The 22,304-nt window shown below is 65.8% G+C and carries 26 protein-coding genes; 12 read left to right on the top strand and 14 right to left on the bottom strand.

Features of this window, described 5'->3' with window-relative positions:
- Window positions 1-70: 70 nt before the first annotated feature.
- The 6 genes from hemW to rph are packed head-to-tail and all read right to left on the bottom strand — an operon-like array spanning window position 71 to window position 4,281.
- Window positions 71-1,213 carry a radical SAM family heme chaperone HemW gene (hemW, locus tag U741_RS0104690; protein ID WP_152551494.1) on the bottom strand — a complete coding sequence of 381 codons (1,143 nt, stop codon included), beginning with the start codon at window positions 1,211-1,213 and terminating at the stop codon, window positions 71-73.
- Window positions 1,210-1,599 carry a type II toxin-antitoxin system VapC family toxin gene (locus tag U741_RS0104685; RefSeq protein ID WP_029889330.1) on the bottom strand — a complete coding sequence of 130 codons (390 nt, stop codon included), beginning with the start codon at window positions 1,597-1,599 and terminating at the stop codon, window positions 1,210-1,212. The genes hemW and U741_RS0104685 overlap by 4 nt, the downstream gene beginning before the upstream one ends.
- The gene (locus tag U741_RS0104680) at window positions 1,583-1,852 is read right to left on the bottom strand and encodes an AbrB/MazE/SpoVT family DNA-binding domain-containing protein (RefSeq protein ID WP_029889329.1); all 270 of its coding nucleotides are present in this window, start codon (window positions 1,850-1,852) and stop codon (window positions 1,583-1,585) included. Before U741_RS0104680 ends, U741_RS0104685 begins: the two co-directional genes overlap by 17 nt.
- Before the next feature lie 49 nt (window positions 1,853-1,901).
- Window positions 1,902-2,516 carry an RdgB/HAM1 family non-canonical purine NTP pyrophosphatase gene (gene rdgB / locus U741_RS0104675; protein WP_029889328.1) on the bottom strand — a complete coding sequence of 205 codons (615 nt, stop codon included), beginning with the start codon at window positions 2,514-2,516 and terminating at the stop codon, window positions 1,902-1,904.
- Window positions 2,513-3,559: a CobW family GTP-binding protein gene (locus tag U741_RS0104670; protein WP_029889327.1), complete on the bottom strand. Its 1,047-nt coding sequence runs from the start codon at window positions 3,557-3,559 to the stop codon at window positions 2,513-2,515. The genes rdgB and U741_RS0104670 overlap by 4 nt, the downstream gene beginning before the upstream one ends.
- Window positions 3,556-4,281 (bottom strand): ribonuclease PH, encoded by a 726-nt coding sequence (gene rph / locus U741_RS0104665; RefSeq protein WP_029889326.1) that lies wholly within the window; start codon window positions 4,279-4,281, stop codon window positions 3,556-3,558. The genes U741_RS0104670 and rph overlap by 4 nt, the downstream gene beginning before the upstream one ends.
- A gap of 55 nt (window positions 4,282-4,336) precedes the next feature.
- Here rph and U741_RS0104660 point away from each other — a divergent pair, with 55 nt between their 5' ends.
- Window positions 4,337-4,750 (top strand): SufE family protein, encoded by a 414-nt coding sequence (locus U741_RS0104660; protein ID WP_029889325.1) that lies wholly within the window; start codon window positions 4,337-4,339, stop codon window positions 4,748-4,750.
- A 758-nt stretch (window positions 4,751-5,508) separates the two neighbouring features.
- Here the strand turns inward: U741_RS0104660 and U741_RS0104650 are convergent.
- From U741_RS0104650 to U741_RS0104640, 3 genes are all read right to left on the bottom strand, one after another.
- A complete protein-coding gene (locus tag U741_RS0104650; protein ID WP_152551493.1) occupies window positions 5,509-6,717 on the bottom strand; it encodes a L,D-transpeptidase family protein in 1,209 nt (402 codons plus the stop codon).
- A 69-nt stretch (window positions 6,718-6,786) separates the two neighbouring features.
- Window positions 6,787-7,767, bottom strand: coding sequence for a nuclear transport factor 2 family protein (locus U741_RS0104645; protein ID WP_029889323.1), 981 nt, complete (start codon window positions 7,765-7,767; stop codon window positions 6,787-6,789).
- A 66-nt stretch (window positions 7,768-7,833) separates the two neighbouring features.
- Entirely contained in the window at window positions 7,834-8,874 is a 1,041-nt protein-coding gene (locus tag U741_RS0104640) for an LpxL/LpxP family acyltransferase (protein ID WP_084154660.1), read from the bottom strand.
- On the opposite strand from U741_RS0104640, the gene waaA reads away from it, so the two are divergent.
- Genes waaA through U741_RS0104625 form a run of 3 tightly spaced genes read left to right on the top strand, consistent with a single transcriptional unit; the run spans window position 8,875 to window position 11,874 of the window.
- The gene (gene waaA / locus U741_RS0104635; RefSeq protein WP_043110192.1) at window positions 8,875-10,134 is read left to right on the top strand and encodes a lipid IV(A) 3-deoxy-D-manno-octulosonic acid transferase; all 1,260 of its coding nucleotides are present in this window, start codon (window positions 8,875-8,877) and stop codon (window positions 10,132-10,134) included. It abuts the gene before it with no gap.
- Entirely contained in the window at window positions 10,131-10,916 is a 786-nt protein-coding gene (locus tag U741_RS0104630; protein WP_029889321.1) for a PIN domain-containing protein, read from the top strand. Before waaA ends, U741_RS0104630 begins: the two co-directional genes overlap by 4 nt.
- On the top strand, window positions 10,909-11,874 hold the full coding sequence (locus tag U741_RS0104625; RefSeq protein ID WP_029889320.1) for a DUF6492 family protein: 966 nt from the start codon (window positions 10,909-10,911) through the stop codon (window positions 11,872-11,874). The genes U741_RS0104630 and U741_RS0104625 overlap by 8 nt, the downstream gene beginning before the upstream one ends.
- Here U741_RS0104625 and U741_RS0104620 read toward each other — a convergent pair.
- From U741_RS0104620 to rfbA, 5 genes are read right to left on the bottom strand one after another with little or no spacing between them, the layout of a single operon-like run.
- Window positions 11,829-12,599, bottom strand: coding sequence for a glycosyltransferase family 2 protein (locus U741_RS0104620; RefSeq protein WP_029889319.1), 771 nt, complete (start codon window positions 12,597-12,599; stop codon window positions 11,829-11,831). The two genes, U741_RS0104625 and U741_RS0104620, sit on opposite strands and share 46 nt — an antisense overlap.
- On the bottom strand, window positions 12,596-13,588 hold the full coding sequence (gene rfbB / locus U741_RS0104615) for a dTDP-glucose 4,6-dehydratase (RefSeq protein WP_029889318.1): 993 nt from the start codon (window positions 13,586-13,588) through the stop codon (window positions 12,596-12,598). The genes U741_RS0104620 and rfbB overlap by 4 nt, the downstream gene beginning before the upstream one ends.
- A complete protein-coding gene (gene rfbD, locus U741_RS0104610; protein WP_029889317.1) occupies window positions 13,585-14,463 on the bottom strand; it encodes a dTDP-4-dehydrorhamnose reductase in 879 nt (292 codons plus the stop codon). The genes rfbB and rfbD overlap by 4 nt, the downstream gene beginning before the upstream one ends.
- Entirely contained in the window at window positions 14,460-15,005 is a 546-nt protein-coding gene (gene rfbC, locus U741_RS0104605; protein ID WP_029889316.1) for a dTDP-4-dehydrorhamnose 3,5-epimerase, read from the bottom strand. Before rfbC ends, rfbD begins: the two co-directional genes overlap by 4 nt.
- A complete protein-coding gene (gene rfbA / locus U741_RS0104600) occupies window positions 15,002-15,871 on the bottom strand; it encodes a glucose-1-phosphate thymidylyltransferase RfbA (RefSeq protein WP_029889315.1) in 870 nt (289 codons plus the stop codon). Before rfbA ends, rfbC begins: the two co-directional genes overlap by 4 nt.
- Window positions 15,872-15,968: 97 nt before the next feature.
- Here rfbA and U741_RS0104595 point away from each other — a divergent pair, with 97 nt between their 5' ends.
- From U741_RS0104595 to U741_RS0104560, 8 genes are read left to right on the top strand one after another with little or no spacing between them, the layout of a single operon-like run.
- Window positions 15,969-16,388: a sugar 3,4-ketoisomerase gene (locus U741_RS0104595; RefSeq protein ID WP_029889314.1), complete on the top strand. Its 420-nt coding sequence runs from the start codon at window positions 15,969-15,971 to the stop codon at window positions 16,386-16,388.
- The gene (locus U741_RS0104590; RefSeq protein WP_029889313.1) at window positions 16,372-16,833 is read left to right on the top strand and encodes an acyltransferase; all 462 of its coding nucleotides are present in this window, start codon (window positions 16,372-16,374) and stop codon (window positions 16,831-16,833) included. The genes U741_RS0104595 and U741_RS0104590 overlap by 17 nt, the downstream gene beginning before the upstream one ends.
- Entirely contained in the window at window positions 16,830-17,942 is a 1,113-nt protein-coding gene (locus U741_RS0104585; RefSeq protein ID WP_029889312.1) for a DegT/DnrJ/EryC1/StrS family aminotransferase, read from the top strand. Before U741_RS0104590 ends, U741_RS0104585 begins: the two co-directional genes overlap by 4 nt.
- Window positions 17,942-18,907, top strand: coding sequence for a glycosyltransferase (locus U741_RS0104580; protein ID WP_052378497.1), 966 nt, complete (start codon window positions 17,942-17,944; stop codon window positions 18,905-18,907). Before U741_RS0104585 ends, U741_RS0104580 begins: the two co-directional genes overlap by 1 nt.
- Before the next feature lie 20 nt (window positions 18,908-18,927).
- A complete protein-coding gene (locus tag U741_RS0104575; RefSeq protein ID WP_052378496.1) occupies window positions 18,928-19,866 on the top strand; it encodes a glycosyltransferase family 2 protein in 939 nt (312 codons plus the stop codon).
- A complete protein-coding gene (locus U741_RS0104570) occupies window positions 19,863-20,603 on the top strand; it encodes a hypothetical protein (protein WP_029889309.1) in 741 nt (246 codons plus the stop codon). The genes U741_RS0104575 and U741_RS0104570 overlap by 4 nt, the downstream gene beginning before the upstream one ends.
- On the top strand, window positions 20,600-21,586 hold the full coding sequence (locus tag U741_RS0104565) for a ligase-associated DNA damage response exonuclease (protein ID WP_029889308.1): 987 nt from the start codon (window positions 20,600-20,602) through the stop codon (window positions 21,584-21,586). Before U741_RS0104570 ends, U741_RS0104565 begins: the two co-directional genes overlap by 4 nt.
- Entirely contained in the window at window positions 21,583-22,290 is a 708-nt protein-coding gene (locus U741_RS0104560; protein ID WP_029889307.1) for a 3-deoxy-D-manno-octulosonic acid kinase, read from the top strand. The genes U741_RS0104565 and U741_RS0104560 overlap by 4 nt, the downstream gene beginning before the upstream one ends.
- Window positions 22,291-22,304: the final 14 nt, after the last annotated feature.

The raw sequence follows: 22,304 nt of genomic DNA, 5'->3' as shown, positions 1-22,304 counted from the left end.
AGTTTCGGGCGTTTACGCATTTTCGGATGCGTCGCATCCACCCCATCTTGGGTCGTTGCGTCCAGCGGTCTTACAGAAACAGGCCCATCAAGCGATTCAAGTGCCGGTAGCCCAGCGGGCTGGCACGCAGCCTGCCGCCCTCTTCATTGATCAGGCCCTGCGCACGTGCCTTGTCGAGCGCGTCGTCCAGCACCGTCATCGGCAACCCGGTCGCGTGTTCAAACTGCATGGGCGTGAACCCGTCGACCAAGCGCAGGGCGTTCATCGCAAACTCGAACGGCAGCTCGGCCGGCGGCACGACTCGGTTTTCCTGCCACGCCGAGGGCGCGCCGGCGGTGGCGAGATACGTTTTTGGGTGTTTGTGTTTGGCGCGGCGCTGCACCTGCCCGGCCAGGGTGAACTTGCCGTGGGCACCGGCGCCAACGCCCAGATAGTCGCCAAAGGCCCAGTAAGTCAGGTTGTGCCGCGACTGCCGCCCTGACTGCGCGTAAGCCGAGACCTCGTACTGGGCATAGCCCGCATCCGCCAGCCGCGCCTGCAGCGCAATCTGCATGTCGGCGACGCGGTCATCATCCGGCAGCGGTGGCGGGCGGGCGGCGAATTCGGTGTTGGGCTCCAGCGTCAACTGGTACACCGACAGGTGTTCCGGTGACAGCGCGACGGCCTGCGCCAGATCGGCCAGCGCCTCGTTGGCTATCTGATCCGGCAGGCCAAACATCAGATCCAGATTGACATTGTCGAAGCCCGCCGCGCGCGCCACCCGCATCGCCCGCAGCGCGTCATCGGCGCCGTGAATGCGCCCCAGCCGCTTCAGGTGCGCGGGGTTGAAGCTCTGCACGCCAATCGACAGCCGGTTGATGCCCGCCGCTCGATACCCGGCAAAGTGCGCCTCGTCCACCGTGCCGGGATTGGCTTCGAGGGTGATCTCGGCGTCGTCCACAAATCCGACGCGGGCGCGAACGCCATCGAGGACCTGCTGCAGGGCCGCGCCTGAAAACAGGCTGGGCGTGCCGCCGCCCAGAAACGCGCTGGTCACCGGCCGAACCTGGTCGCCAAGGCTGAGCAGGTCGGCATCCAGATCGCGCAGCAGCGCCGCCACGTAGTCGGCCTCGGGCACTTCGCCGCGCAGGGTGTGGGAGTTGAAATCGCAGTACGGGCATTTGCGCACGCACCACGGAAAGTGCAGATACAGCGCCAGTGGGGCTGAATTCAAGGGCGGATGCACTCGATGGTGATGCCAATCTCAAGCGCACTCCAGGCCCGATCAGCCGTCAGCACGGTGGCGCCGAGCTGCTGCCCCAAGGCCAGGCAGGCGCGGTCGCCCAACGACAGACCCAGATGGCGGGTGGCGTTGCGCAGGGCGCCGGTGGCCAGTGCCAGCGGCGCGTCAAACGGCACCACGCGCAACTCATAGGCTGCCGCGATCAACTCGACCTCGTCGGCAGTCATGCCGCCCGCGCAACACTTGGTCGCAAACTCGGCGTAATTGACGGCCGACCAGCAGGCCTCGCCGCCCAGCAGCACCGCATCAACGCGCAGCTTGCCCGGCTCGCCGTACAGGCTCGCCAGCAGTGCCGAGGTATCAAGAACGACCGGCAAGCTCGTCGTCCTCTCGTGCCGCTTCGGCGCGGCGCTCGGCAATCAACTCATCCACCAACGACACCCCGCCGGGTGGGAAATAACGCTGGAAAAGCGCCTGCGCACGCCGCAACTGCTCACGACGGCTGTACAGGCGGATTTCACCGTCCTTCACGTCGAGCACCAGGCTGTCGCCTTCCTGCACTTCGAGGGCGCGCCGCACTTCGGCCGGGATGACCACCCGACCGCCTTCGGAAAGTTTCACGGCATACATGACATCAACCTCCAACCCGTAACATAAATGACAAATTACGCTTGATCTGTCATTTAGACAAGAAGCTGTCATTTCCGAGTTGGTTCGCCAGATTGCGCAATGCACCCCCACGATGGCTGTGCTGCGCCTTTTCGTCTGCACTCAGTTCGGCCGCACTGCGGCCCTCCAGTTCTGGCACGAGGAACAGCGGGTCGTAACCGAAGCCGCCTTGACCACGCGGCGCCGCAAGTATCTGCCCCGACCAGGTGCCGATGGCGATGACCGGCACCGGGTCGTCGGCGTGGCGCAGCAGCGCCAGTGCGCAGACGAAACGTGCACCGCGGCGCTCGGGGGGCAGGCCGGCCAGCGCGTCGAGCAACTTGCGGTTGTTGGCGGCATCGTCCGAAGGCTCACCGGCATAGCGCGCCGAATAAACGCCTGGCGCACCGCCGAGGGCATCCACTTCCAGCCCCGAGTCATCGGCAATGGCGGGCAGGCCGCTGAGCCGGGCGGCATGCCGCGCTTTGATCAGCGCATTTTCGACAAAGGTCGATGCGTCTTCCACTGGCGACTCGCCGGTGAAGTCCGACAGCGGCCGTACCTGCCAGCCCAGCGGTCGCAGCAGGGCGTCCAGCTCCTTGGATTTTTTGGGGTTCTGGGAGGCCAGAACCAGTTGCCGGCTCATGTCGAGGCCTCGTCGTCGGCTTCGCCGGTGAGGTAGCCCAGCGTGCTGCGCACCGTCTCCTTGCCCCAGCCCTGGGTGATAAACACCAGCCGCGTGCGGTGATCATCGGTGGGCCAGGCATCACGCGATTCAGGTTCGTGGAAAACACCCTGCACGCCGTGAATCAACACCGGGCCAAGCTGGCCTTCAAGGTTGACGAACCCTTTGACGCGCAGCAGATCAGGCCCCGACAGGCCGCGCAGAAAGCTCAGCCAGCCGTAAAAGCGCCATTCGGGCAGCGGCGCGTCGAGCACCACGCTAAAGCTGTCGATACCGTCGAGATCGGGCGCGGGCGTGTCATCGGTGAGTGGGGTGAAGCGCACTGGCTTGGCCTCGGTGAGCCATGTCAGTAGCGGCGCGGTTTGGGTTGCACCCCGTTGCGCGGTACCGAAGAGTTGCTGCGGTTTGGCCGCGCCTTTGTTGAGGATGTCGATCGGCGCTTCAGGGTTAAGTGCGCGCAACTGACTTTGCAATGCGTCCAGCGCGGGGGGCTCGACCAGATCAGCCTTGCTGATCAGCAGTTGGTCGGCCGCCGCGACCTGGGTGCGGGCGATGCGCTGCCGGGCCAAGGTGTCGGCGCCGACCGCAGCATCAACCAGGGTGGTGGTGCCGTCACTGCGTACGCGACCGCTAAGCTCGGGCGACGCGGCCAGTTCGCGCAGGATGGGGCCGGGTTCGGCAACGCCGGTGGTTTCCAGAATGATGCGTTTGATCGGCGGCCAGCCGTCCTTGCCGCTGCGGTCGAGCAGCTTGATCAGCGCATCCCCGAGGGCGCCGCGCACCGTGCAGCACAGGCAGCCGCCTTCAATCAATTCAACGTCGTGGACGGCGGCTTCAATCAGGTGATGGTCCAGCCCGACATCGCCAAACTCGTTGACCACCACCGCCGTGCCCTGCATCGCCGGGTGGCGCAGCAGAAAATTAAGCAGGGTCGTCTTGCCCGCCCCGAGAAACCCGGTGAGCACGGCAACCGGAATGCGCGTGTCGGCGGGCGCGTCGTTCATGCCACCTGTTCGAGGGCCTGCCGCTGCAGGGCGATGAGTTGGGAAATGCCGCCACTGGCAAGGTCAAGCAACTGATCCAGTTCTTCACGGCGAAAGGCGTGGCCCTCGGCGGTGCCCTGCACTTCGATGAAATGTCCGGCGTCGTTCATGACCACATTCATGTCGCACTCGCAGGCCGAGTCTTCGAGATAGTCCAGATCCAGCACCGGCTGACCTTGATACACCCCGACGCTGACCGCCGCGACGTGCCCGAGAATCGGATTGCGCTTCAGCTTGCCGCCCTTGCGCGCCTTGGCCACGGCATCGCAGAGGGCAATATAAGCCCCGGTGATGGATGCGCAGCGGGTGCCGCCGTCGGCCTGCAACACGTCGCAGTCCAGGGTGATGGTCTGCGCGCCCAGCGCGTCCAGATCCACGCAGGCCCGCAGGCTGCGGCCGATGAGGCGCTGGATTTCCTGGGTGCGGCCCGACTGCTTGCCCTGTGCGGCTTCGCGGCGGCTGCGGGTGTGGGTGGCGCGCGGCAACATGCCGTACTCGGCGGTCACCCAACCACCATCCTTCTTCCACGGCGGGCCGCGCTCTTCAAGACTCGCCGTGCACAGCACCTGCGTGCCGCCCATGTGAATCAGCACCGAGCCTTCGGCGTGGCGGGTGAAGCCGCGTTCGATCTTCACGTCGCGTAAGGCATCGGTGCTGCGGCCACTGGGGCGGGAAAACGTCATGGGTTTAGCCGGGTCAAAAAAGGGCGCGAAGTATAGCGAGCCGTAGAATATGGACATGAACATTGACGACATCGCCGCCAGCTTCGAAATGCTGGACGACTGGGAAGCCCGCTATGCCTTGCTGCTGGACCTGGGCAAAAAGCTGGAGCCGCTGCCGGACGAAGCGCATACCGACCTCAACAAGGTACGCGGCTGCATGAGCCAGGTGTGGATGGACCACGACTTGCGTGACGGCACCTTGCATTTTCGAGGTGACTCGGACGCCCACATCGTGCGCGGCCTGATCGCGCTGCTGTTCGCCATGGTGCAGGACCAGACCCCGCAGACCATTCTGTCGCTCGACATTCCTGGCACGTTTGCCCAGCTGGGGCTGGAGAACCACATCTCGATGAATCGCCGGAATGGGTTCTATGCAATGACCGAGCGGATCAAGGGCATGGCCCAGGCAGAGGCTGCGGGGGGCGGCTGAGTTTTTCCGGGACGGCGCCCGGTGTTGACGGGGTTTCAAGTCCAGCACGGCGCGGGTTAATGGTCCGCCGGGCGGGTTTCATGACCGGCACCGTCGGTTTTGATGGGCCTGCTGGCCGGGATTGCCCCCGGCGGTGCAGTTTCTTTTCTTGACACCAAGAAAAGAAACCAAAAGAAGGTGCCCCACTGCCGGGCCCCGCTGTCGCGGGGTGCCCTGCGCTTCTCGCAGGTGCGGGGCCTCGCGGAACTCGCTTCGCTCAGACAACCGCGAGTCTGATCCCTCCCCTGCTGCGATGCTCGGCCCGGTCAGACGGGGGTTGAACAGCAAAAGCCGTCGCCGGCTTTTCGCTTTTGACGTTCTCCCCCTTTGTTTCGGCCGAGCATCGGAGCGGCAGGCGATCAAGGCTTGCGCTTGTCTGAGCGTAGCGAGTTTGCGCAAGCCCGCCTGACGCGAGAAGCGCAGGGGCCTTTGGGCTGAAAGCCCAAAGCCGAAACATGGGGTGGCTCTTTTGCTTACTTTTCTAGCAGTAGAAAAGTGAGTGCCCCGCCGGGGGCAGTCCCGGCCAGCAGGCCCATCAAAACCAGCGGTACCGTTCGTGTAACCCACCAGACCGACCCTTAATCTGGACGGTGCCGGTCATGAAACCCAGCCCGCCAGCAGGCCCATCAAAGCTCACGGCGCCATCGACGAAACCAACCAAGCCCGTCAAAACGTGCCGAATCGCCCCTAAAACCCATGGAGCAAGCCCTTCAACGCGATCAGCGATTCACCTCGCGAAAAATCGTCCAGCGTCCATCGGCAAGCTGCCGCCAATACTGCTGCTTCTGCGACACCGACGAATAATTGTTCGAGCGATACCGCTGGGTGAACTCAACCAGCACCATCGGCTCGTCGACGCCGGGGTAGCGCCATAAGTTGAGGTCGTCAATCTCGATGTCGATAAACGTTTTGCCTTGGTTCACGCGCCGCTTGTGGTCGACGAACTGCGCGCGGGTCATGTCGGGCGTGCTGAATTCGGGGTGGTAATGCGCCAGATAGCCCTCGGTATCGACCGACGCCCACGCATTGCGCCAGCCTTCGAGGCGTCCGAGCCAGGTCTGCCGCTCTGACGTCGCCTCGGCAGGCGACAGCCAGCGCAATTCGTCACTGAACACCACCGGCGTCTGACCCACCTCGATGAACGGACGCAGCGCGGTCAGGTCGTCATTGGCCATGGTCACGCAGCCTTCCGACGATTTCGGCGCCCGCGTATACGTCCCGGTCGGCACGCCGTGCAGCCAGATGCCGTAGCCGGTGCGCTGCCTGAACTGGTCCCAGGCATTGGGGTAGTCGACCGGGAACGCCCCGGAGCCGTAAAGGTCCGGCAGCGTGGCGCCGTCGCGCCATTGGGTGACGTGATAGACGCCAACCGGGGTGCGCAAATCACCCTCGAGCATTTTGCGACTGCCGTTACGGCCGATGGCGGCGTAGTGGTGCCGAACGACACTGAGCCGGCCACCGTCATTCTCGAGGACGTAAAGCCGTGCCAGCTTGAGGTCAACCACGAGCAGATAAGGGTGGCGAGCCGCCAACGCCATGACCGCGTTGGGCACATCGCCATCGGCCGGCAGCGCGGCTTCGGCCTCGGCGCGCAGGTGCAACTCGGCGCGCAGCTCGTCGAAGGCCAGCGGATCAACACCCGGCGGCAACACCGCCTCGCGACCCGTACGCGCCGCCAGCAGCTCGGCGTGCAGCCAGTGGGCCGCGCGGAAATCGGGCTCGCGGCGGATCAGCGCTTCCAGCTCGTGCAGGGCCGCGCCGCGTTCACCCTGGCGCAGCGCCCCGACGACGCGATTGAGCGCCATCTCGGCGTCGGTGCGCTCAGGCTCGGCGACCCGCATGACCACGTCCAGATCCATGTCGGTCGCCGTCGCATGTGCGGATGTGACGCCGAACACAACCAGCGCCGCCCGCCATAAAGCACGCACGCTCACTGCCTCAGGCGCCGGCTCAATTGAGCCGCTTCAAAAACCACGTAGACCATGGGCGAGCGCCGATCAGCGCGTGAATTCGCGGGTGATCTTCCAGCCACCGCCTTCGCGTGTCATCTCCAGGACCTTGGTGACGGAGTCGCTGTATGTGTCGGCAGTGTAGTCCTGGGTGAATGTGGCAATGGCGCCGCCCGTGACCGACTGCACGCGCAGGTCGCGGATGCGCACCGAAATGGTCTCGGGACGCGACACCCGGTCGCGACGCTGGGTTTCCCAGGCGCTGCGGCTGAGGCCACCTTCCGGCGTGAAGTTGCTGGAATAGGCGAAGAAGTAGGCCGGAAGGTCCTGGTTGGCCCAGGCCTCGGCCCAGGTATTGATCGTCGACTGGATGGGTGCGGTGTCGAACGGCGCTTCGGCGGGCGACGGCTCGGCAGCCGCAGGCGGCTCATCGGCCGCCGACGTGGCCGTGGACGCAGCGGGAGCGGCAGCCGGCGGCTGGGCCGCGGCAGGCGCGCCGTCCATCTGGCTGATCAGCGACAGCTTCTGCTGCACGTCGCGGTTGCCCTGGTCGAGCATCAGTGCCCGGTTGTAAGCGGCGCCCGCCAACGCCGCATAGATGTCACCGAGATTTTCGTGCGCGGTGGAATAACTGGGGTGCGTGGCCAGCGCGGCTTCGAGCGCATCGCGGGCCTTTTCGTAGTCGCCTTCCTGGGCGTAGAGCACGGCCAGGTTGTTGTAGGGCTCGGGCAGTTGCGGATAGTCCCGGGTCAGGTCGGCGAAGGCGCGGATGGCATCGGGCACACGGTCCATCTGCGTCAGGGTCAGGCCACGCACGAAGCGCGCTTCAGCGTCCTGCGGATTGCTGCGCAGGTGGGCATCCAGACCGCTCAGGGCGCCGGCGTAATCACCCCGCTGCATCAATTGCTGGGCATCAGCGGCTGCATTGGCGTGAACAACCGAAAAGCTGCCGGTGCCGAGGGCCAACGCGATGGCGGCCGGGAAGACGATGGAACGATACACGTGCACCTCGAAAAGACGACGGAACATTAAGCGCATCACTATATCAATGCTGCGTCCCCGTGCTCGGTCGGGGAGGATATTGATCACGGCAAATCAGCGAATGTCTTTGTAGGGATCTGCAAAATCCGGCGGTCGCATCTTGAATCGCCGGTGCCCCCAAAAGTAAGCCTGCGGCGAGGCCAGCGCGGCGGTCTCGATCAGTTCATTGATGCGTCGCGCGTCAACCGCATCGTCGCCGCTGGGAAAATTTTCCAAAGCGGGCTGCACGGTGACCACGTACTTCCCGTTTTCGAACGTGACGAAATAGGGCACCACCCGGGCCCGCCCCAGCTTGGCGAGCCGTGCGGTGGCGGTGATGGTCCACACCGGCTGACCGAACATCGGCAGAAACAGTCCAGCCTCGCGACCCAGTGTCTGGTCGGGTGCGTACCAGATCGCCTCGCCATCACGCAGCGCACGAATCAGCGTCTTGATGTCGCGCTTCGGTAGCGGCAGCCGGCCGCTGCGCTGCCATCGGGCACTGAACATCCAGTCATCGATCAAGCGGTTGTTGACGTGCCGATACATGGCATGGAACGGCTGCTGCAGTGCCAGCACCCGGGCGCCCAACTCCAGCCAACTGAAATGACCGGTCAGCAGCAGCATGCCCTGCCCCTGCTGGTGCACGGCCTCGAGATGCTCGATTCCCTCAATCCGGCTCAGCCGACGTATGCGCGCATCGCTGGCAAACCAGGCGAAGGCGGCTTCGAACATGCCCGCGCCCATCGCCATGAAATGCGCTTCGACCAGCCGTTGTCGGGCAGCGGCGTCCAGTTCGGGCATGCACAGCGCCAGGTTGACGTCGGTGACCTCGCGCCGCTCGCGCATCAGCCTCACCAGCAGCCAGCCCAGACCCCGCCCTATTCGACGGCTCAAGCTCAGTGGCAACCAGGTCAGCGCCCGCACCAAAAACAGGGCCAACCACGTCAGCCAGTAGCGCGGCGCCAGATAACGCTGCCGATAGCGCGGCCTTGGCGCCGTCAAACCGGGCGCCTCATCCACGCCTTCACGGCTGTCGATGGCAAGAAATCGGGGAGCAGGCTCAGAGTCATCAGTGGGCGCGGCGACGGCAGGCAGGGCAGTATTCTTGCGCATATGCGAGTGCTCTACGTTTTTTTGATCTCCCTGGCCGGGTGGGTCTTGCGGCCCCTGCTGTGGATCAAAGGCCGACACGACCCGGCATGGCGGGGACGGGTGCCAGAACGCTTCGGCCATGTGCCGCATGCGCCGGAAGGTACGGCGGTGTGGGTGCACGCCGTCAGTGTGGGTGAGGTCATGGCGGCGCTACCCCTGATTCGCGCATTGATCGCCCGCCACGGCGCCGGGCAGGTTTGGGTCACCACCACCACCCCCACCGGCAGTGCCCAGGTCCGCGCCCAACTGGGCGAACAGGTGCGGCACAGCTTTGCGCCCATCGACGTGCACAGCGTGGTTAAGCGATTCCTCGACCGGGTACGGCCACGGCAGGTGGTGATCATGGAAACCGAGCTATGGCCGACCCTGTTCCGCAGCCTGCGTCAGCGGGGCACGCCCGTGACCATTGCCAACGCGCGCCTTTCACCGCGCTCGGTCAAGGGTTACGGACGGGTTGGCGGCTTCGCCCGCTCGGTGCTCGCTGACGTCACCCTGGTCGCCGCCCAGAGCAACGAAGATGCCGCGCGCTACCGGCAATTGGGCGCCGCGCGCGTCGAGACGTTGGGCAACCTGAAGTTCGATACCACGCCCAATGCCGATCAATGCCGGGCCGCCGAAGCCATCAAGACACGCTGGGGCGCACGCCCGGTGTGGATTGCGGCCAGCACCCACGAGGGCGAGGAGTCGGCGGCCTTGCGCGTTCATCAGCAACTGCTGGCGCGCTGGCCGGACGCGGTGCTGCTCGTGGTGCCGCGCCACCCACCGCGCTTCGACAGCGTGCAGGCGCAGATCATCGCCTCGGGCTTGCCGTGGGCCCGGCGCAGTCAGGCCGACCTCGCCGCGCCGCCACCCACCGTGCTGCTCGGCGACAGCATGGGCGAGATGTGGTTTTACCTGGCGCTGGCCGACATCGCCTTTGTCGGTGGCTCGCGGGTGCCGGTGGGGGGCCACAACGTGCTCGAACCGGCTGCGGTGGGAATACCCGTCTTGTTTGGCCCGCACATGCACAACTTCGAGTTTGCCCGCGACCTGCTGCTGGGCGCCGGCGGCGCACAACAGCTTGCAGACGACGCCGCGCTGCTGGTCGCGCTGCAAACGGCCTTCAGCGATGCCGCCCAACGCCGGGCAATGGGCGCCGCTGCACGCGACTGCCTGGTCCCGCATCAAGGCGCGCTGCAGCGCACGCTGGATGCGCTCGCCGCCACACAGAACGCGCCATGACCGACGTCACCCTCACCGTTGCCTGCATGAAATGGGGCACGCTCTACGGCCCGGAATACGTCAACCGCCTGCATGCGGGCGTGACGCGGCACCTCGCGCGCCCCTTCCGCTTCGTCTGCTTCACTGACGATGCGGCCGGCCTCAACCCCGCCATCGACACGAGACCGTTGCCGGACACCGGTGCCGGGGCGACGCACGACACGCGCTGGCGCAAGCTGGCACTGCTGCGTGATGACCTGCCTGACTGGCACGGCACGGTCCTGTTTCTCGACCTGGACGTGGTCATCGTCGACGACCTCGCGCCGTTTTTTGACGCGCCGGGCGCGTTCTGCGCGATTCGCGATGCCGAACTGTTTCGCCCGCAACCGTTGCGGCAATGGTTTCGCCGTGAACGCGAAGCCTTTTACCAGCGGGTCGCCAACACCTCGGTGTTTCGCTATCAGGCCGGGGCCCACGCCGATGCCCTGGCGCGCTACGTGAACGATCACGACGCCGTGATCGCACGCTACCGCAACGAGCAGGAATACCTCTCGGACCATTTGCACGCGCAATCACGACTCAGCTTTTGGCCGCGCCAATGGTGTGCCAGCTTCAAGAACGGCTGCGTGCCGCGTGGGCTGGCCAGCTTCGTGCGCGATCCGGCCTGTCCACCTGCGGCGCGCATTGTCGTGTTCGCCGGCCGCCCGAAAATGAGCGACGTGCTGGCCGGCCGCGGCGGGCGCTGGTATCGACGCATCGGGCCGGCGCCGTGGCTGGTCGAGGCCTGGGCCGGACGTGACTGACCTGAGTGCGGATTACGCGGCGGCCGACATCGCCTTTGTCACGCCCACCTGGGGCGGCGATTTCGAGCGCTTCCAGTTGCTGCGCGACTCCATGGTGGCGATGGGCCTGGGCACGGTGCCGCACTACGCCGTGGTGCAGACCGAGGACCTGTCGCGGTTCCGGTCAGGCGCCGCCGGGCCGCACTACCTGAGCACCGCCGAGGTGTTGCCAGAGGGGGTCGAACAGCGCCGTCAGCGCTTTGTGCACAGCACGCCGAATCGCCGTCTGCAGGTGCTCAAGCGCAGCGCCTACAAACGTTTCGGCTGGTTTGCCGATGCCAACTATTACGGTTGGCACACCCAGCAACTGGTCAAGTTGGCGATGGCGCAACACCTGCCGCACCGGGTGTTGATCACGCTGGATTCCGACGTCATCTTCACCCGTCCAGTGCCGGCCAGCGCCTATGCCCGCGACGGCCGCGTGGTGTTGTTTGAAGAGCCCGACGTCATCACCCGGCGGCTGGACTCCCCCGGCTGGTACGGCCACGCCTGCACCCTGTTCGGCCTGCCATGGCCGCGCGAGCCCGGCGAACGGTTCGTCAACTATGTGACCCACCCGTTCGTCTTCGACCGTGCCACCCTGCTCGACATGCTGGCCGCCATCGAAACGCGGCATCAATGCGACTGGTGGCAGGCGCTGCTGGCCCAGCCCTTGGGGGCATGGTCAGAGTTCATGACCTACGGCGTCTATGTCAGCCAGGTATTGAATGCCGCCGGGGTGTGGACCGAACGCGCCAGCCTCGCCTGCCGCTGGCTGGACACCCCTGAGGAACGCGCCCACGCGGCGACGGCCATTCAAGCCGCCTTCGACGACCCCGCCGTGCGTTACCTGACGATCCAGGCCGATCACCACCAGCACTTCTGCATTGAGGACTACGCGCCCCTGGTGCGCTCGGTGTTGGCGGCGCGCGCCGAATAGCCCCAGACGTATTTCAGAAACACGCCATAGGCATCGGCGCTGGCAATCACGAAGCCGCGCCAGCCGTCGATGAACCCTGCGGCAAAGATCCAGCCGCGAATGAATCGCCACATGGCGCGCAGGCTGGCGATGGCCGGATGCGCAGCCTTGGCCTTGCGCAGGTCCGGGCGCGCATAGCGCCAGCGCTTTTCAAACAGATGCCCGACATTGGCGTAAGGATCGTGACCGACATGGCCGGGCAGCTTGGCCACAGCCGGCCAACCGCCGTTGTCGATGAGCAGCAGCCGCTCGTGCACCGCGCCCACAAACTGCACGTTGTCGCGGTGGTACACCCGCCGTATCCACTCGCGCCCCAGCTTGCTGTGCAGGCGCTTGCCCAGAAACCAGTTGAAACGCCAGAAGGCGTGCACCTGTCGTACCGATTTTGGGTTGAAGGCCTGCAATTGCGCGGCCAGCACCGGGTCGAACCATTCGTCGCTGTCCAGCGGACACACCCAGTCGTGCCGGGCGTGAGCCGCCGCCGCATTGCGATTGGCGCTGAAGTCCTCAAAGGTTTCGTGCAGCACCCGCACATGCGGGTATTGCGCGGCGATGGCCAGGGTGGCGTCGGTGGAGCCGGTATCGACCATCACCACGTCGTCAAAACCGACCGTGCTGGCGAGGCAGCGTGCCAGGGTGCGCTCGGCATTGCGCGCAATCAGCACCACGCTGACCGGTGCGCTCATCGGCACAACGTCCAGTCAATCGTGGCGTCCAGCTCGGCCTCGAATCGCAACGCGCGCGTCCAACCCAGTTCTTGCGCGATCTTGGTCGCGTCGATGGCGTAGCGCCAATCGTGGCCGGGGCGGTCGGTGACGAAACGCATCAGTCGTTCGTGTGGCGCGCGCTCGGGGGTACGGCGGTCGAACGCCGCACAGATCAGCCGTACGATCTCGATATTGCTGTGCTCGTTGCCGCCGCCGATGTTGTAGCACTCGCCCAGGCGGCCGCGCCGCAGCACGGCGTCGATGCCCCGGCAATGGTCGGTCACATACAGCCAGTCACGAATGTTGCTGCCGTCGCCGTACACCGGGATCGGCGTCTGCGCGTGGCAGGCGCGAATCACCGTGGGAATGAACTTCTCGGCATGCTGGCGCGGGCCAAAATTGTTCGAGCAGTTGGTGGTCACCACCGGCAGGCCGTAGGTGTGAAACCACGCGCGCACCAAATGGTCGGACGCCGCCTTGCTCGCCGAGTAAGGCGAGTTGGGCGCGTAGGGCGTTGCCTCGGTGAAGGCCGGGTCCGCCCGGCCCAGCGTGCCGTAAACCTCATCGGTAGAGATGTGGTGAAAGCGCACGTCCGAGCGGCCCTGCCACGCCGAGCGTGCCGCCTCCAACAAAGTGAAGGTGCCGGTCACGTTGCTGTGAACAAACGCGCCGGGGCCGCTGATGGAGCGATCAACATGCGACTCGGCCGCGAAGTGCACCACCGTGTCGATGTCGTCATCCCGCATCACCTCTGCGACCCGGGCCGCGTCGGCGATGTCGCCGACCACCAGCCGGTGCCGCGCCGGGTCCGGCAAATCATCAAGATTGCGCCGGTCACCGGCATAGGTGAGCCGGTCCAGGGTGGTCACCTGCACCTGACCATCCGTGGCCAGCAGGTGGTGCACGAAGTTGCTGCCGATGAAGCCGGCACCGCCGGTGACCAGCAGCTTGCGTGGCGTGTGGGTCATCCGCCGAAGTCCCGGTCGCGCAGCATTTTTTGCAGGGCGGTGAGCCAATCGGGCGCCTGCAGGCCCAGCCGCGCTTCGGTGTCGCGCATGTCCAACTGCGAGTTGAGCGGCCGCCGGGCGGCCGTCGGGTAATCCGCGGTCGTGATGGCCTCGACGCGCGGCGCGCGTGCGATCAGGCCCGCGTGCATCGCCTCGGCGAAGACGGCCTCGGCGAAGCCCCGCCACGACACCGGCGGCGCACCGGCAAAGTGATACGTGCCCCACGGCAGTTTCGCGCCCGCAACCCGCCGCCGGGCCAGCGTCAGCAAAGCCTCGGCGAGGGCCGCCGCCGGGGTCGGGCCGCCAACCTGGTCATCGACAATGCGCAGCGCGTCGCGTTCGCGAGCGAGGCGCAACATGGTTTTCACAAAGTTGGCGCCGAAACGCCCGAACACCCAACTGGTCCGCAGAATCAGATGCGCGGGTAAGGCCTTGCGTATCGCCACCTCGCCGGCCACTTTGCTGCGCCCGTACACGCCCAGCGGGTTGACCGCATCCGCAGGGGCGTACGGCGTGTCGGAACGGCCGTCAAACACGTAGTCGGTGGACAGGTGCAGCAACGCAATGTCACGCCGGGCGCAGGCCTCGGCAAGCTTGGCGGGGCCATCACCGTTGACCGCCATGGCCTGCTCGGACGCTGACTCGGCTGCGTCCACTCCGGTGAAAGCCGCCGCGTTGATGACGACCTTGGGGCGGTGCGCGTCCAGCGCCGCAGCGATGCTTTCAGGCTCGGTGATGTCGACCTCGTTGCGCGTCAGGGCCTGCTCGCCCTTCTCAAGCATTTCGGCCAATTCGCGCCCCACCTGGCCGCCGGCACCAAGCACCAGAATGCTCATGGCAGCCGCCCCTGATCGACGAGCAGCGGCAGCGCCGCATCCTTGTCCGACAGCAAATAGGGTCGGTCCATCGCCGGCCATTGAATCCCCAGCGCGGGGTCATCGAAGCGCACGCCTGCCTCGCCGGCCGGGTGGTAGTAGTCGGTGCACTTATAGACGAAGTCAGCCGTCTCGGAAAGCACGCAAAAGCCGTGGGCAAAGCCCGGCGGGATGAACATCTGCTGGTGGCTGACATCGTCGAGCACCACCGCCACATGCTGGCCAAAGGTGGGCGAACCGCGGCGCACATCCACGGCCACGTCGAAGACGCGACCTGCGCTGACCCGCACCAGCTTGCCTTGCGGCTGCACGTACTGGTGGTGCAACCCGCGCAAGGTGCCGCGCACCGAGCGCGACTGGTTGTCCTGGACGAACTGCAGGTTCAGCTCGCGCGCCAGCAGCGCCTCGGCGCGGTAGGTTTCAACAAAAAAGCCGCGCGCATCGCCGAAGACCTTCGGGGTGATGAGCAGTACGCCGGGCAGCGTGGTTTCGGTGATATTCATCGGGCCAGTCTCTCAAGGTAACGCCCGTAGTCCGACTTCTTCAGCGGATGCGCCAGTCGCAGCAACTGCTCGCGGTCGATCCAGCCCTGACGAAAGGCGATCTCTTCCGGACAGCAGATCTGCAGGCCCTGACGCTGCTGCACGGTGCGCACGAAATTGGCCGCCTCCAGCAACGCGTCGTGGGTGCCGGTGTCGAGCCAGGCAAAGCCGCGCCCCAGCCGCTCGACGTGCAACGTGCCCTGGTTCAGGTAATGGCGGTTGACGTCGCTGATCTCCAGCTCGCCACGCGCCGAAGGCTGAATCTGCCGCGCCACATCGACCACCGACGCGTCATAGAAATACAGGCCGGTCACGGCGTCCTGCGAGCGCGGCTGGGCCGGCTTTTCTTCAATGCTCAGCGCCCTGCCACTGGCGTCGAACTCGACCACCCCGTAGCGCTCGGGGTCGCGCACCGTGTAACCGAAGATGGTGGCGCCCGCCGTGCGTGCCGAGGCGCGGGTCAACAACTCGCCAAGACCATGGCCGAAGAACAGGTTGTCGCCCAGGATCAGGCAAGCCGGCTGCCCGGCGAGAAATGGCTCACCAATCAGGAACGCCTGCGCCAGGCCATCCGGACTTGGCTGCACGGCATAGTGCAGGTCAATCCCCCAGCGCGCGCCATCGCCCAGCGCGGCCTGAAAGGCGGGCGCGTCATGCGGCGTGGTGATGATCAGTATTTCGCGCAGGCCGGCCAGCATGGCGACCGACAGCGGGTAATAGATCATCGGCTTGTCGTAAACCGGCATGAGCTGCTTGCTGACGCCGTGGGTCAGCGGGTACAGCCGGGTGCCGGAACCACCGGCCAGCAGTATGGCTTTGCGCGTCATCGAACCGTGTCAATCCAGGAGGGCGTTATGCTACCGCGCCACAATCCGGCTGCTGAGCACGGGCCGGCGCGACGATGGCTGCCGAGACTGATTGCGTATGAAATCGACTGTCACCTGGATCGAGTTGGCCAAGCATGGCGACGCCCGTGGCAGTCTGGTGGCGATTGAAAATCAGCGCGGTATCCCGTTTGACATTCACCGCGTGTACTTCATCTTCGACACCCTGCCGGGGGTCAGCCGCGGTCACCACGCGCACCACGATCTCACCCAGTTGATGATTTGCACGGCCGGGCATTGCAAGGTCACCGTGGATGACGGATCGACGCGGACATCAATGACGCTCGACGACCCATGCCGGGGGCTGCTGCTCGACGGCCTGATCTGGCGTGAGATGGATGACTTCTCGCCCGACTGCGTGCTGATGGTGCTGGCCAGCGCGCCCTATGACGAGACGGACTACATCCGTGATTACGCAGAGTTTCAGCAACTGGTGAAGGTCGATGCCCAGCATTCATAAGCTGGCTGAGGTTCAGAACGCTCACATCGGGCGCGGCACGCGGGTGTGGCAGTTCGTGGTGATTCTCGATGGCGCGCGCATCGGCAAGGACTGCAACATTTGTGCACACAGCTTCATCGAGGGCGATGTGGTGATTGGCGACAACGTCACGGTCAAATCCGGCGTGTATCTGTGGAATGGCACCCGCATCGCCAACCACGTGTTCATCGGCCCCAACGCGACCTTCACCAACGATCCGTTTCCGCGCTCGGGCGTGCACCCCGAAAAACTGACCGGACAAACCGTCTGCGAGGGCGCCAGCATCGGCGCCAACGCGACCTTGCTCCCCGGCATCACCGTCGGCAGGGGCGCGATGGTCGGCGCCGGCGCAGTGGTCACGGCCGACGTGCCCGACCATGCGCTGGTGGTCGGCAACCCGGCGCGAATCGTGAAATACCTCAAATGATCCCGACGCTGGATCTGAAGCAGGTCAACGCGCCGTATCGCGACGAACTGATTGCCGCCTGCACCCGGGTCATCGACAGCGGCTGGTTCATTGCCGGCAAGGCGCTGGCCGAATTCGAGACCGCCTTTGCGGCCTACTGCGGCAGCGCGCACTGCGTCGGTGTCGGCAACGGCCTGGATGCCCTGACCCTGGTGCTGCGCGCCTGGAAAACCATGGGCAGGCTGCGCGAGGGCGACGAAGTCATCGTGCCTGCCAACACCTTCATCGCCAGCGTGCTGGCGATCAGTGAAGCCGGCCTGGTGCCGAGACTGGTCGAACCCTGTGGGCGCCATTACGGACTGACCCCCGAGGCCGTACAGCGTCACCTCACACCGCGCACACGGGTGCTGATGCCGGTACACCTTTACGGACAGATGAGTGACATGCCCGCACTGAGTGCACTGGCGCGGCAGCATGATCTCCTGGTGCTTGAAGATGCTGCGCAAGCCCACGGCGCTGCCGTCGACGGCCGCCGTGCCGGCGCCTGGGGCGATGCCGCCGGGTTCAGTTTTTACCCTGGCAAAAACCTCGGCGCGCTCGGCGATGGCGGTGCCGTGACCACCGGCGATGGCGAGCTGGCCCAGACGCTCCGTGCGCTGCGCAATTACGGGTCTGAAACGCGCTATGTGCACGCCCTGCCGGGGGTCAACAGCCGCCTCGACGAGCTGCAGGCGGCGATGCTCAGCGTCAAGCTGCGCGGCCTCGATCAGGAGACCGCCCGGCGCCGCGTCGTGGCCGCCCACTACCGCCGCCACATCCGCAACCCGCAGATCGCCTTGCCGCAGGTCGCGCGCGAGGACGGCCACGTTTGGCACCTGTTTGTGGTGCGCAGCAATGCACGCGATGCGCTGCAACAGCACCTCGCTGCCGAAGGTGTCGGGACCCTGATCCACTACCCGACCCCACCGCACCGGCAACCCGCCTACGCCCACCTTGCCGGGCTGCACCTGCCGCTGACCGAACAACTCAGCCGTGAAGTGCTGAGCCTGCCAATGAGCCCGACTCTGACCGACGACCAAATGGAACATGTGGTCGACGCCTGCAACCGGTTTCGGCCCGACGCCCGCTGATGTCGGCGCCCCGTGTCTGTTTCGTGGTGGCCGCCTACAACCAGGCGCGCTGGGTGCGCGCGGCTTGCGAGGCCGCCCTGGCGCAAACCCACACGCCGCTGCACATCCTCTTCTCTGACGATGGCTCCGGTGACGACACCTTCGCCATCATGACCGCCGTCGCCGAGGCGTATCGGGGGCCGCATCAGGTCACGCTGAACCGCAACCCGAGCAATCTGGGGCTGATCGACCACATCAACCGCGTGCATGCACTGGCCGATGCCGACCTGCTGGTGATTGCCGCCGGTGATGATTGTTCACTGCCTGGCCGCACGGCGGCGCTGGTCGACGCCTTCCATGCAACCAAAGGGCGCGCGTTTTCGTTTCATTCCGCTGTGCACACCATGGACGAAAACGGCCGCGTCACCGGGCAATGGCAGCCCCCCTTGACCGACAATCATCCCGACCCGGCACGGTGGGCCACCGCGATGGGCACCCTGATCGGGGCCAGCCACGCCTGGACGCGGCCGCTGTTCGAGCGCTTCGGCCCGCTGACGGTCAGGGGTGCCTACGAAGACCTGGTGCTGGCCTATCGGGCGATGCTGCTGGGCGGCCTGCACTACCTCGACACCCCGCTGGTGCAATACCGCCAGAACGTCGGTCTCGCCAGCGGCGGCGATGGCCGGCCGCCGCGCGAACGGCTGCTGCGCTCGCTGGATCTGAAGATTGCCGTGTTCGAGCAGCGGCGTCTCGACTGCCTACACATCGGCCGCGTTGCGCTGGCTGAGCATTTGCAGCAAACGCTGAAGTCGCTGGAACTGCAGCGCGACATCGTGATGCGCCAGCTGCCGATGACCACGGCGCTGGTCGCCCTGTTGCGGCCGACGAGCTGCCGCGCCGCGCTGAAGGGACTGTGGGCCCGGGTCAGGTTCTTTATGCTGGTGCGCCTTGCCGAACGCCCCTCGGGACCGTCCCAGCGCCCATGACCCCGCCCGAGCCTTCGCCCATGTCCACGGTCACGACCGCCTGTGCGCCCGCCGTCAGCGTGTTGGTGTCCAGCTACAACTACGGCGCGTACATCGTCGAGGCGGTCGAGTCGGTGCTGGCGCAGACCCTCGCACCGCGCGAGGTGATCATTGTCGACGACGGCTCCAGCGACGACTCGGTCGAGCGGATCAAGGCCCACTTTGGGGGAGATGCGCGAGTCCGGCTGATCGAGCAGGCCAACGGCGGACAGCTGTCGGCCTGGGTCACCGGCTTTGAACACAGCACGGGCGACATCATTGCCCTGCTCGACTCGGACGATCGCTGGTCGCCCGGCTATCTGGCCCGTGTCGGCGCGGCGTATGAAAGTGCCCCGTCGGCCGAGTTCGTGTTCTGCAACCTGCAGCTGTTCGGGGATGTCGAGCGACCGTTTCATCGTCCCGGGCCCGACCGAGACCTGGGATTGTCGGTGGTGCTGGGCAGTTTCTATCCGCGCTGGCAAGGCGTGGCGACCTCGGGACTGACCCTGCGACGCGCGCTGATGGAACGCCTGCTCGACCTGCCGCCCGCCATGATCCGCGAATGGGTGACGCGCCCCGACGACTGCCTGGTCATCGGCGCCGACATCCTCGGCGCCCACAAGATCTACATCGGCGAGCCGCTGGTCGGCCATCGTGAGCACGGCAACAATGCCCTCGCGGGCTATCAGCGTTCGGCGCTGCAAAACGCCCGCTACAGCTATCGCATGCAGGCGATGATTGCGCACTACCGTCAGCGGGCCGGCATCACCGACACCTGGCTGACCTGCGCCAAAGCCGAGTTCCGCACCAAACCCAAGCCGCGCTTCGAAGAGTTGCGTTGGTATTGGCGGCTGGCCGGCATGGCGACCTTGCCTTGGGGCCGGCGCTGGCAGCAGCGGCTCGCGCTGCTCGGCCATTACCTGAGAGGCCTACGCGCATGAGACGCCAGTTCATCTGCTGCAAATGGGGCAGCAAATACCCGGCGAGCGAGGTCAACCGGCTGTTTCGCGCCCTGTCACGCGTGCAGCAGGGGCCGTTCGAGTTGATCTGCGTCACCGACGACGCCAACGGCATCGTCAACGAGGTGCGGACAATTCCCATCCCCGACCTGCCAGTGCTCGGCAACCAGGTGATGAACCACGGCTGGCGCAAGCTGACGCTGTTTGCGCCCGCGCTGCGTCAGCGCGTCAAAGGGCCGACCGTTTATCTAGACCTCGACGTGGTGCTGCTCAAGCCACTGGATGATTTTTTCACCTTCGACCCGGCGTTCGCGGTCATCAAGGACTACAAGAACCTGCGCTATCGCAACAGCTGGACGGGCAACACCTCGACCTTTTTTTATCTCGCCGACCGTGACTACGAGGTGTTCGAGCGTCTGATTGCGATGGGCGATGCCGTTGAGGATCGCTACCGCAATGAGCAGGAATTTCTCTGCGACGTGATGCGCCAACAGCGCCTGCTCACCTATTGGCCTGAAAAGTGGTGCGCCAGCTACAAATACGACTGCGTGCCGCGGTTTCCGCTGTCGCTGTGGAAAACCCCGCAACCGCCGCCCGAGGCCCGGATACTGGTGTTCCACGGCAACCCAAAACCTGAAGAGGCCCTGGTCGGCGCGGGTGCCAAGTGGTATCGGCCCATGCGCCCCGCGCCCTGGTTGAAGAGGCTGATCGAGCGGTGAGCCTGCCGATCATCATTCAACGACCCGAGGGCCTGTACTGCCCGCCGGGCGATTTCTGGATCGACCCGGCAAAGCGTGTGCCGAAAGCGGTGATCACCCATGCCCACGGCGATCACGCGCGCCGCGGCATGGGTCACTACTGGGGCGCTCGCGAGGGCGGCGAATTGCTGCGCATCCGCCTCGGACCCAAGGCGCCGATGACCCTGCCGCCGTACGGCGAACCCTTCGCCCTCGGGGCCACGCGCGTCAGCTTTCACCCAGCCGGGCATATCCTCGGCTCGTCACAGGTGCGCATCGAATGCGACGGCGAGGTCTGGGTGGCCACCGGTGACTTCAAGCGTTGCCCGGACCCCAGTTGCCTGCCGTTCGAGCCGGTCCGCTGCGACACCCTCGTCACTGAAGCGACCTTCGCCGAGCCGTTTTACCAGTGGGACGACCCCGCCATCGCAGTGGGCGAGATTCTTGACTGGTGGCAATCGGCCAAAGCCGAGGGCAAAGCCGCCGTGCTGTTCTGCTACGCGCTGGGCAAAGCCCAACGCATCCTCGCCGAACTCGCCCGTCACAGCTCAGAAACCGCACTGCTGCACCCCGCCATGACCCTGCTGGTCAAGGCCTACCGCAAGGCCGGCGTGACCCTGCTGCCCACCGAACCTGTCGGCAACCCGCCCAAGGGCACAGGCTTTGCCGGACGTTTGATCCTCGCCCCGCCCGGCGCACGCGGCACGCCATGGCTGCGCCGCTTCGCGCCGTACACCACCGGATTTACCAGCGGCTGGATGCAACAGACCGACAGCCCGCGGCGCAAGGCCTATGACCGCGGCTTTGTGATGAGCGACCACGCCGACTGGCCGGGTCTGATGCGCAGCATCACCGACAGCGGCGCCACGCGTGTGCTGGCCACCCACGGCAACAGCGACACCCTGGTGGCCCATCTGCGCGCACAGGGCGTGGCGGCTGACTCACTTATGCTGGGGTCAGCATGAGCTTCGAATCCCTCGCCCAAGGCCCGCGCCGCCTGCTGTTTGACCCTGCTGCCTGGTCAGCACCCGGGTTTGGCGTGTTTGATTCGGGCGCAGAACAATCCCACGGTCTGCAGCCCTTCGGCGGCGGCCGCAACAGCACTTTGCGTTGGCCGCGTGACGGCGGTGCCGACTGGGTGCTGCGCCACTACGCTCGCGGCGGGCTGGTCGGCAGGCTGATCCGTCATCGCTACCTGTGGCTGGGGCTGGAGCGGACCCGCGCCTGGCGCGAGTTACGGCTGCTGGGCTGGATGCGTGATCACGACTTGCCGGTGCCGCGCCCGATTGCCGCGCACGTTATCCGCCTGGGCATGGTCTACGAGCAGCACTTGGTCACCGAGCGCATTGCCAGCGCCGAGCCCTTGCAGAGACTGCTGCAAACCGCGCCCCTGCCGGAAGCCGGATGGGTGTTGCTGGGCCGGTGTCTGCGCCGTTTTCACGACGCCGGCGTGCGTCACGCCGACCTCAATGCCAGCAACGTGATGCGCGACGCGAGCGGGCAATTCCACCTGCTCGACTTTGACCGGGGTCAGCGCCGTGATGACCACAGCTTTGTGCCGCAGGTGCTGGCGCGCTTGCTGCGCTCACTGCACAAGCAGCGGGCCCGTGACCCCGGCTTTCATTTCAGCGAAGCCGACTGGGCCGCCTTGCTGGACGGACACGGCTAGCGAGCCCGATCTGG

The sequence above is a fragment of the Polycyclovorans algicola TG408 genome (assembly GCF_000711245.1).
Classification (GTDB): domain Bacteria; phylum Pseudomonadota; class Gammaproteobacteria; order Nevskiales; family Nevskiaceae; genus Polycyclovorans; species Polycyclovorans algicola.
Note: the sequence above shows the minus strand (reverse complement) of the source record. Positions and strands in the feature narration are given on the sequence as shown.

Excerpts from the sequence above, each read along its gene's own strand:
- U741_RS0104680 (WP_029889329.1), bottom strand. The coding sequence starts at position 1,852 with ATGTATGCCGTGAAACTTTCCGAAGGCGGTCGGGTGGTCATCCCGGCC.
- rdgB (WP_029889328.1), bottom strand. The coding sequence starts at position 2,516 with ATGAGCCGGCAACTGGTTCTGGCCTCCCAGAACCCCAAAAAATCCAAG.
- U741_RS0104670 (WP_029889327.1), bottom strand. The coding sequence starts at position 3,559 with ATGAACGACGCGCCCGCCGACACGCGCATTCCGGTTGCCGTGCTCACC.
- rph (WP_029889326.1), bottom strand. The coding sequence starts at position 4,281 with ATGACGTTTTCCCGCCCCAGTGGCCGCAGCACCGATGCCTTACGCGAC.
- U741_RS0104660 (WP_029889325.1), top strand. The coding sequence starts at position 4,337 with ATGAACATTGACGACATCGCCGCCAGCTTCGAAATGCTGGACGACTGG.
- U741_RS0104645 (WP_029889323.1), bottom strand. The coding sequence starts at position 7,767 with ATGTTCCGTCGTCTTTTCGAGGTGCACGTGTATCGTTCCATCGTCTTC.
- U741_RS0104640 (WP_084154660.1), bottom strand. The coding sequence starts at position 8,874 with ATGCGCAAGAATACTGCCCTGCCTGCCGTCGCCGCGCCCACTGATGAC.
- waaA (WP_043110192.1), top strand. The coding sequence starts at position 8,875 with ATGCGAGTGCTCTACGTTTTTTTGATCTCCCTGGCCGGGTGGGTCTTG.
- U741_RS0104630 (WP_029889321.1), top strand. The coding sequence starts at position 10,131 with ATGACCGACGTCACCCTCACCGTTGCCTGCATGAAATGGGGCACGCTC.
- U741_RS0104620 (WP_029889319.1), bottom strand. The coding sequence starts at position 12,599 with ATGAGCGCACCGGTCAGCGTGGTGCTGATTGCGCGCAATGCCGAGCGC.
- rfbB (WP_029889318.1), bottom strand. The coding sequence starts at position 13,588 with ATGACCCACACGCCACGCAAGCTGCTGGTCACCGGCGGTGCCGGCTTC.
- rfbD (WP_029889317.1), bottom strand. The coding sequence starts at position 14,463 with ATGAGCATTCTGGTGCTTGGTGCCGGCGGCCAGGTGGGGCGCGAATTG.
- rfbC (WP_029889316.1), bottom strand. The coding sequence starts at position 15,005 with ATGAATATCACCGAAACCACGCTGCCCGGCGTACTGCTCATCACCCCG.
- rfbA (WP_029889315.1), bottom strand. The coding sequence starts at position 15,871 with ATGACGCGCAAAGCCATACTGCTGGCCGGTGGTTCCGGCACCCGGCTG.
- U741_RS0104595 (WP_029889314.1), top strand. The coding sequence starts at position 15,969 with ATGAAATCGACTGTCACCTGGATCGAGTTGGCCAAGCATGGCGACGCC.
- U741_RS0104590 (WP_029889313.1), top strand. The coding sequence starts at position 16,372 with ATGCCCAGCATTCATAAGCTGGCTGAGGTTCAGAACGCTCACATCGGG.
- U741_RS0104585 (WP_029889312.1), top strand. The coding sequence starts at position 16,830 with ATGATCCCGACGCTGGATCTGAAGCAGGTCAACGCGCCGTATCGCGAC.
- U741_RS0104580 (WP_052378497.1), top strand. The coding sequence starts at position 17,942 with ATGTCGGCGCCCCGTGTCTGTTTCGTGGTGGCCGCCTACAACCAGGCG.
- U741_RS0104575 (WP_052378496.1), top strand. The coding sequence starts at position 18,928 with ATGTCCACGGTCACGACCGCCTGTGCGCCCGCCGTCAGCGTGTTGGTG.
- U741_RS0104570 (WP_029889309.1), top strand. The coding sequence starts at position 19,863 with ATGAGACGCCAGTTCATCTGCTGCAAATGGGGCAGCAAATACCCGGCG.
- U741_RS0104560 (WP_029889307.1), top strand. The coding sequence starts at position 21,583 with ATGAGCTTCGAATCCCTCGCCCAAGGCCCGCGCCGCCTGCTGTTTGAC.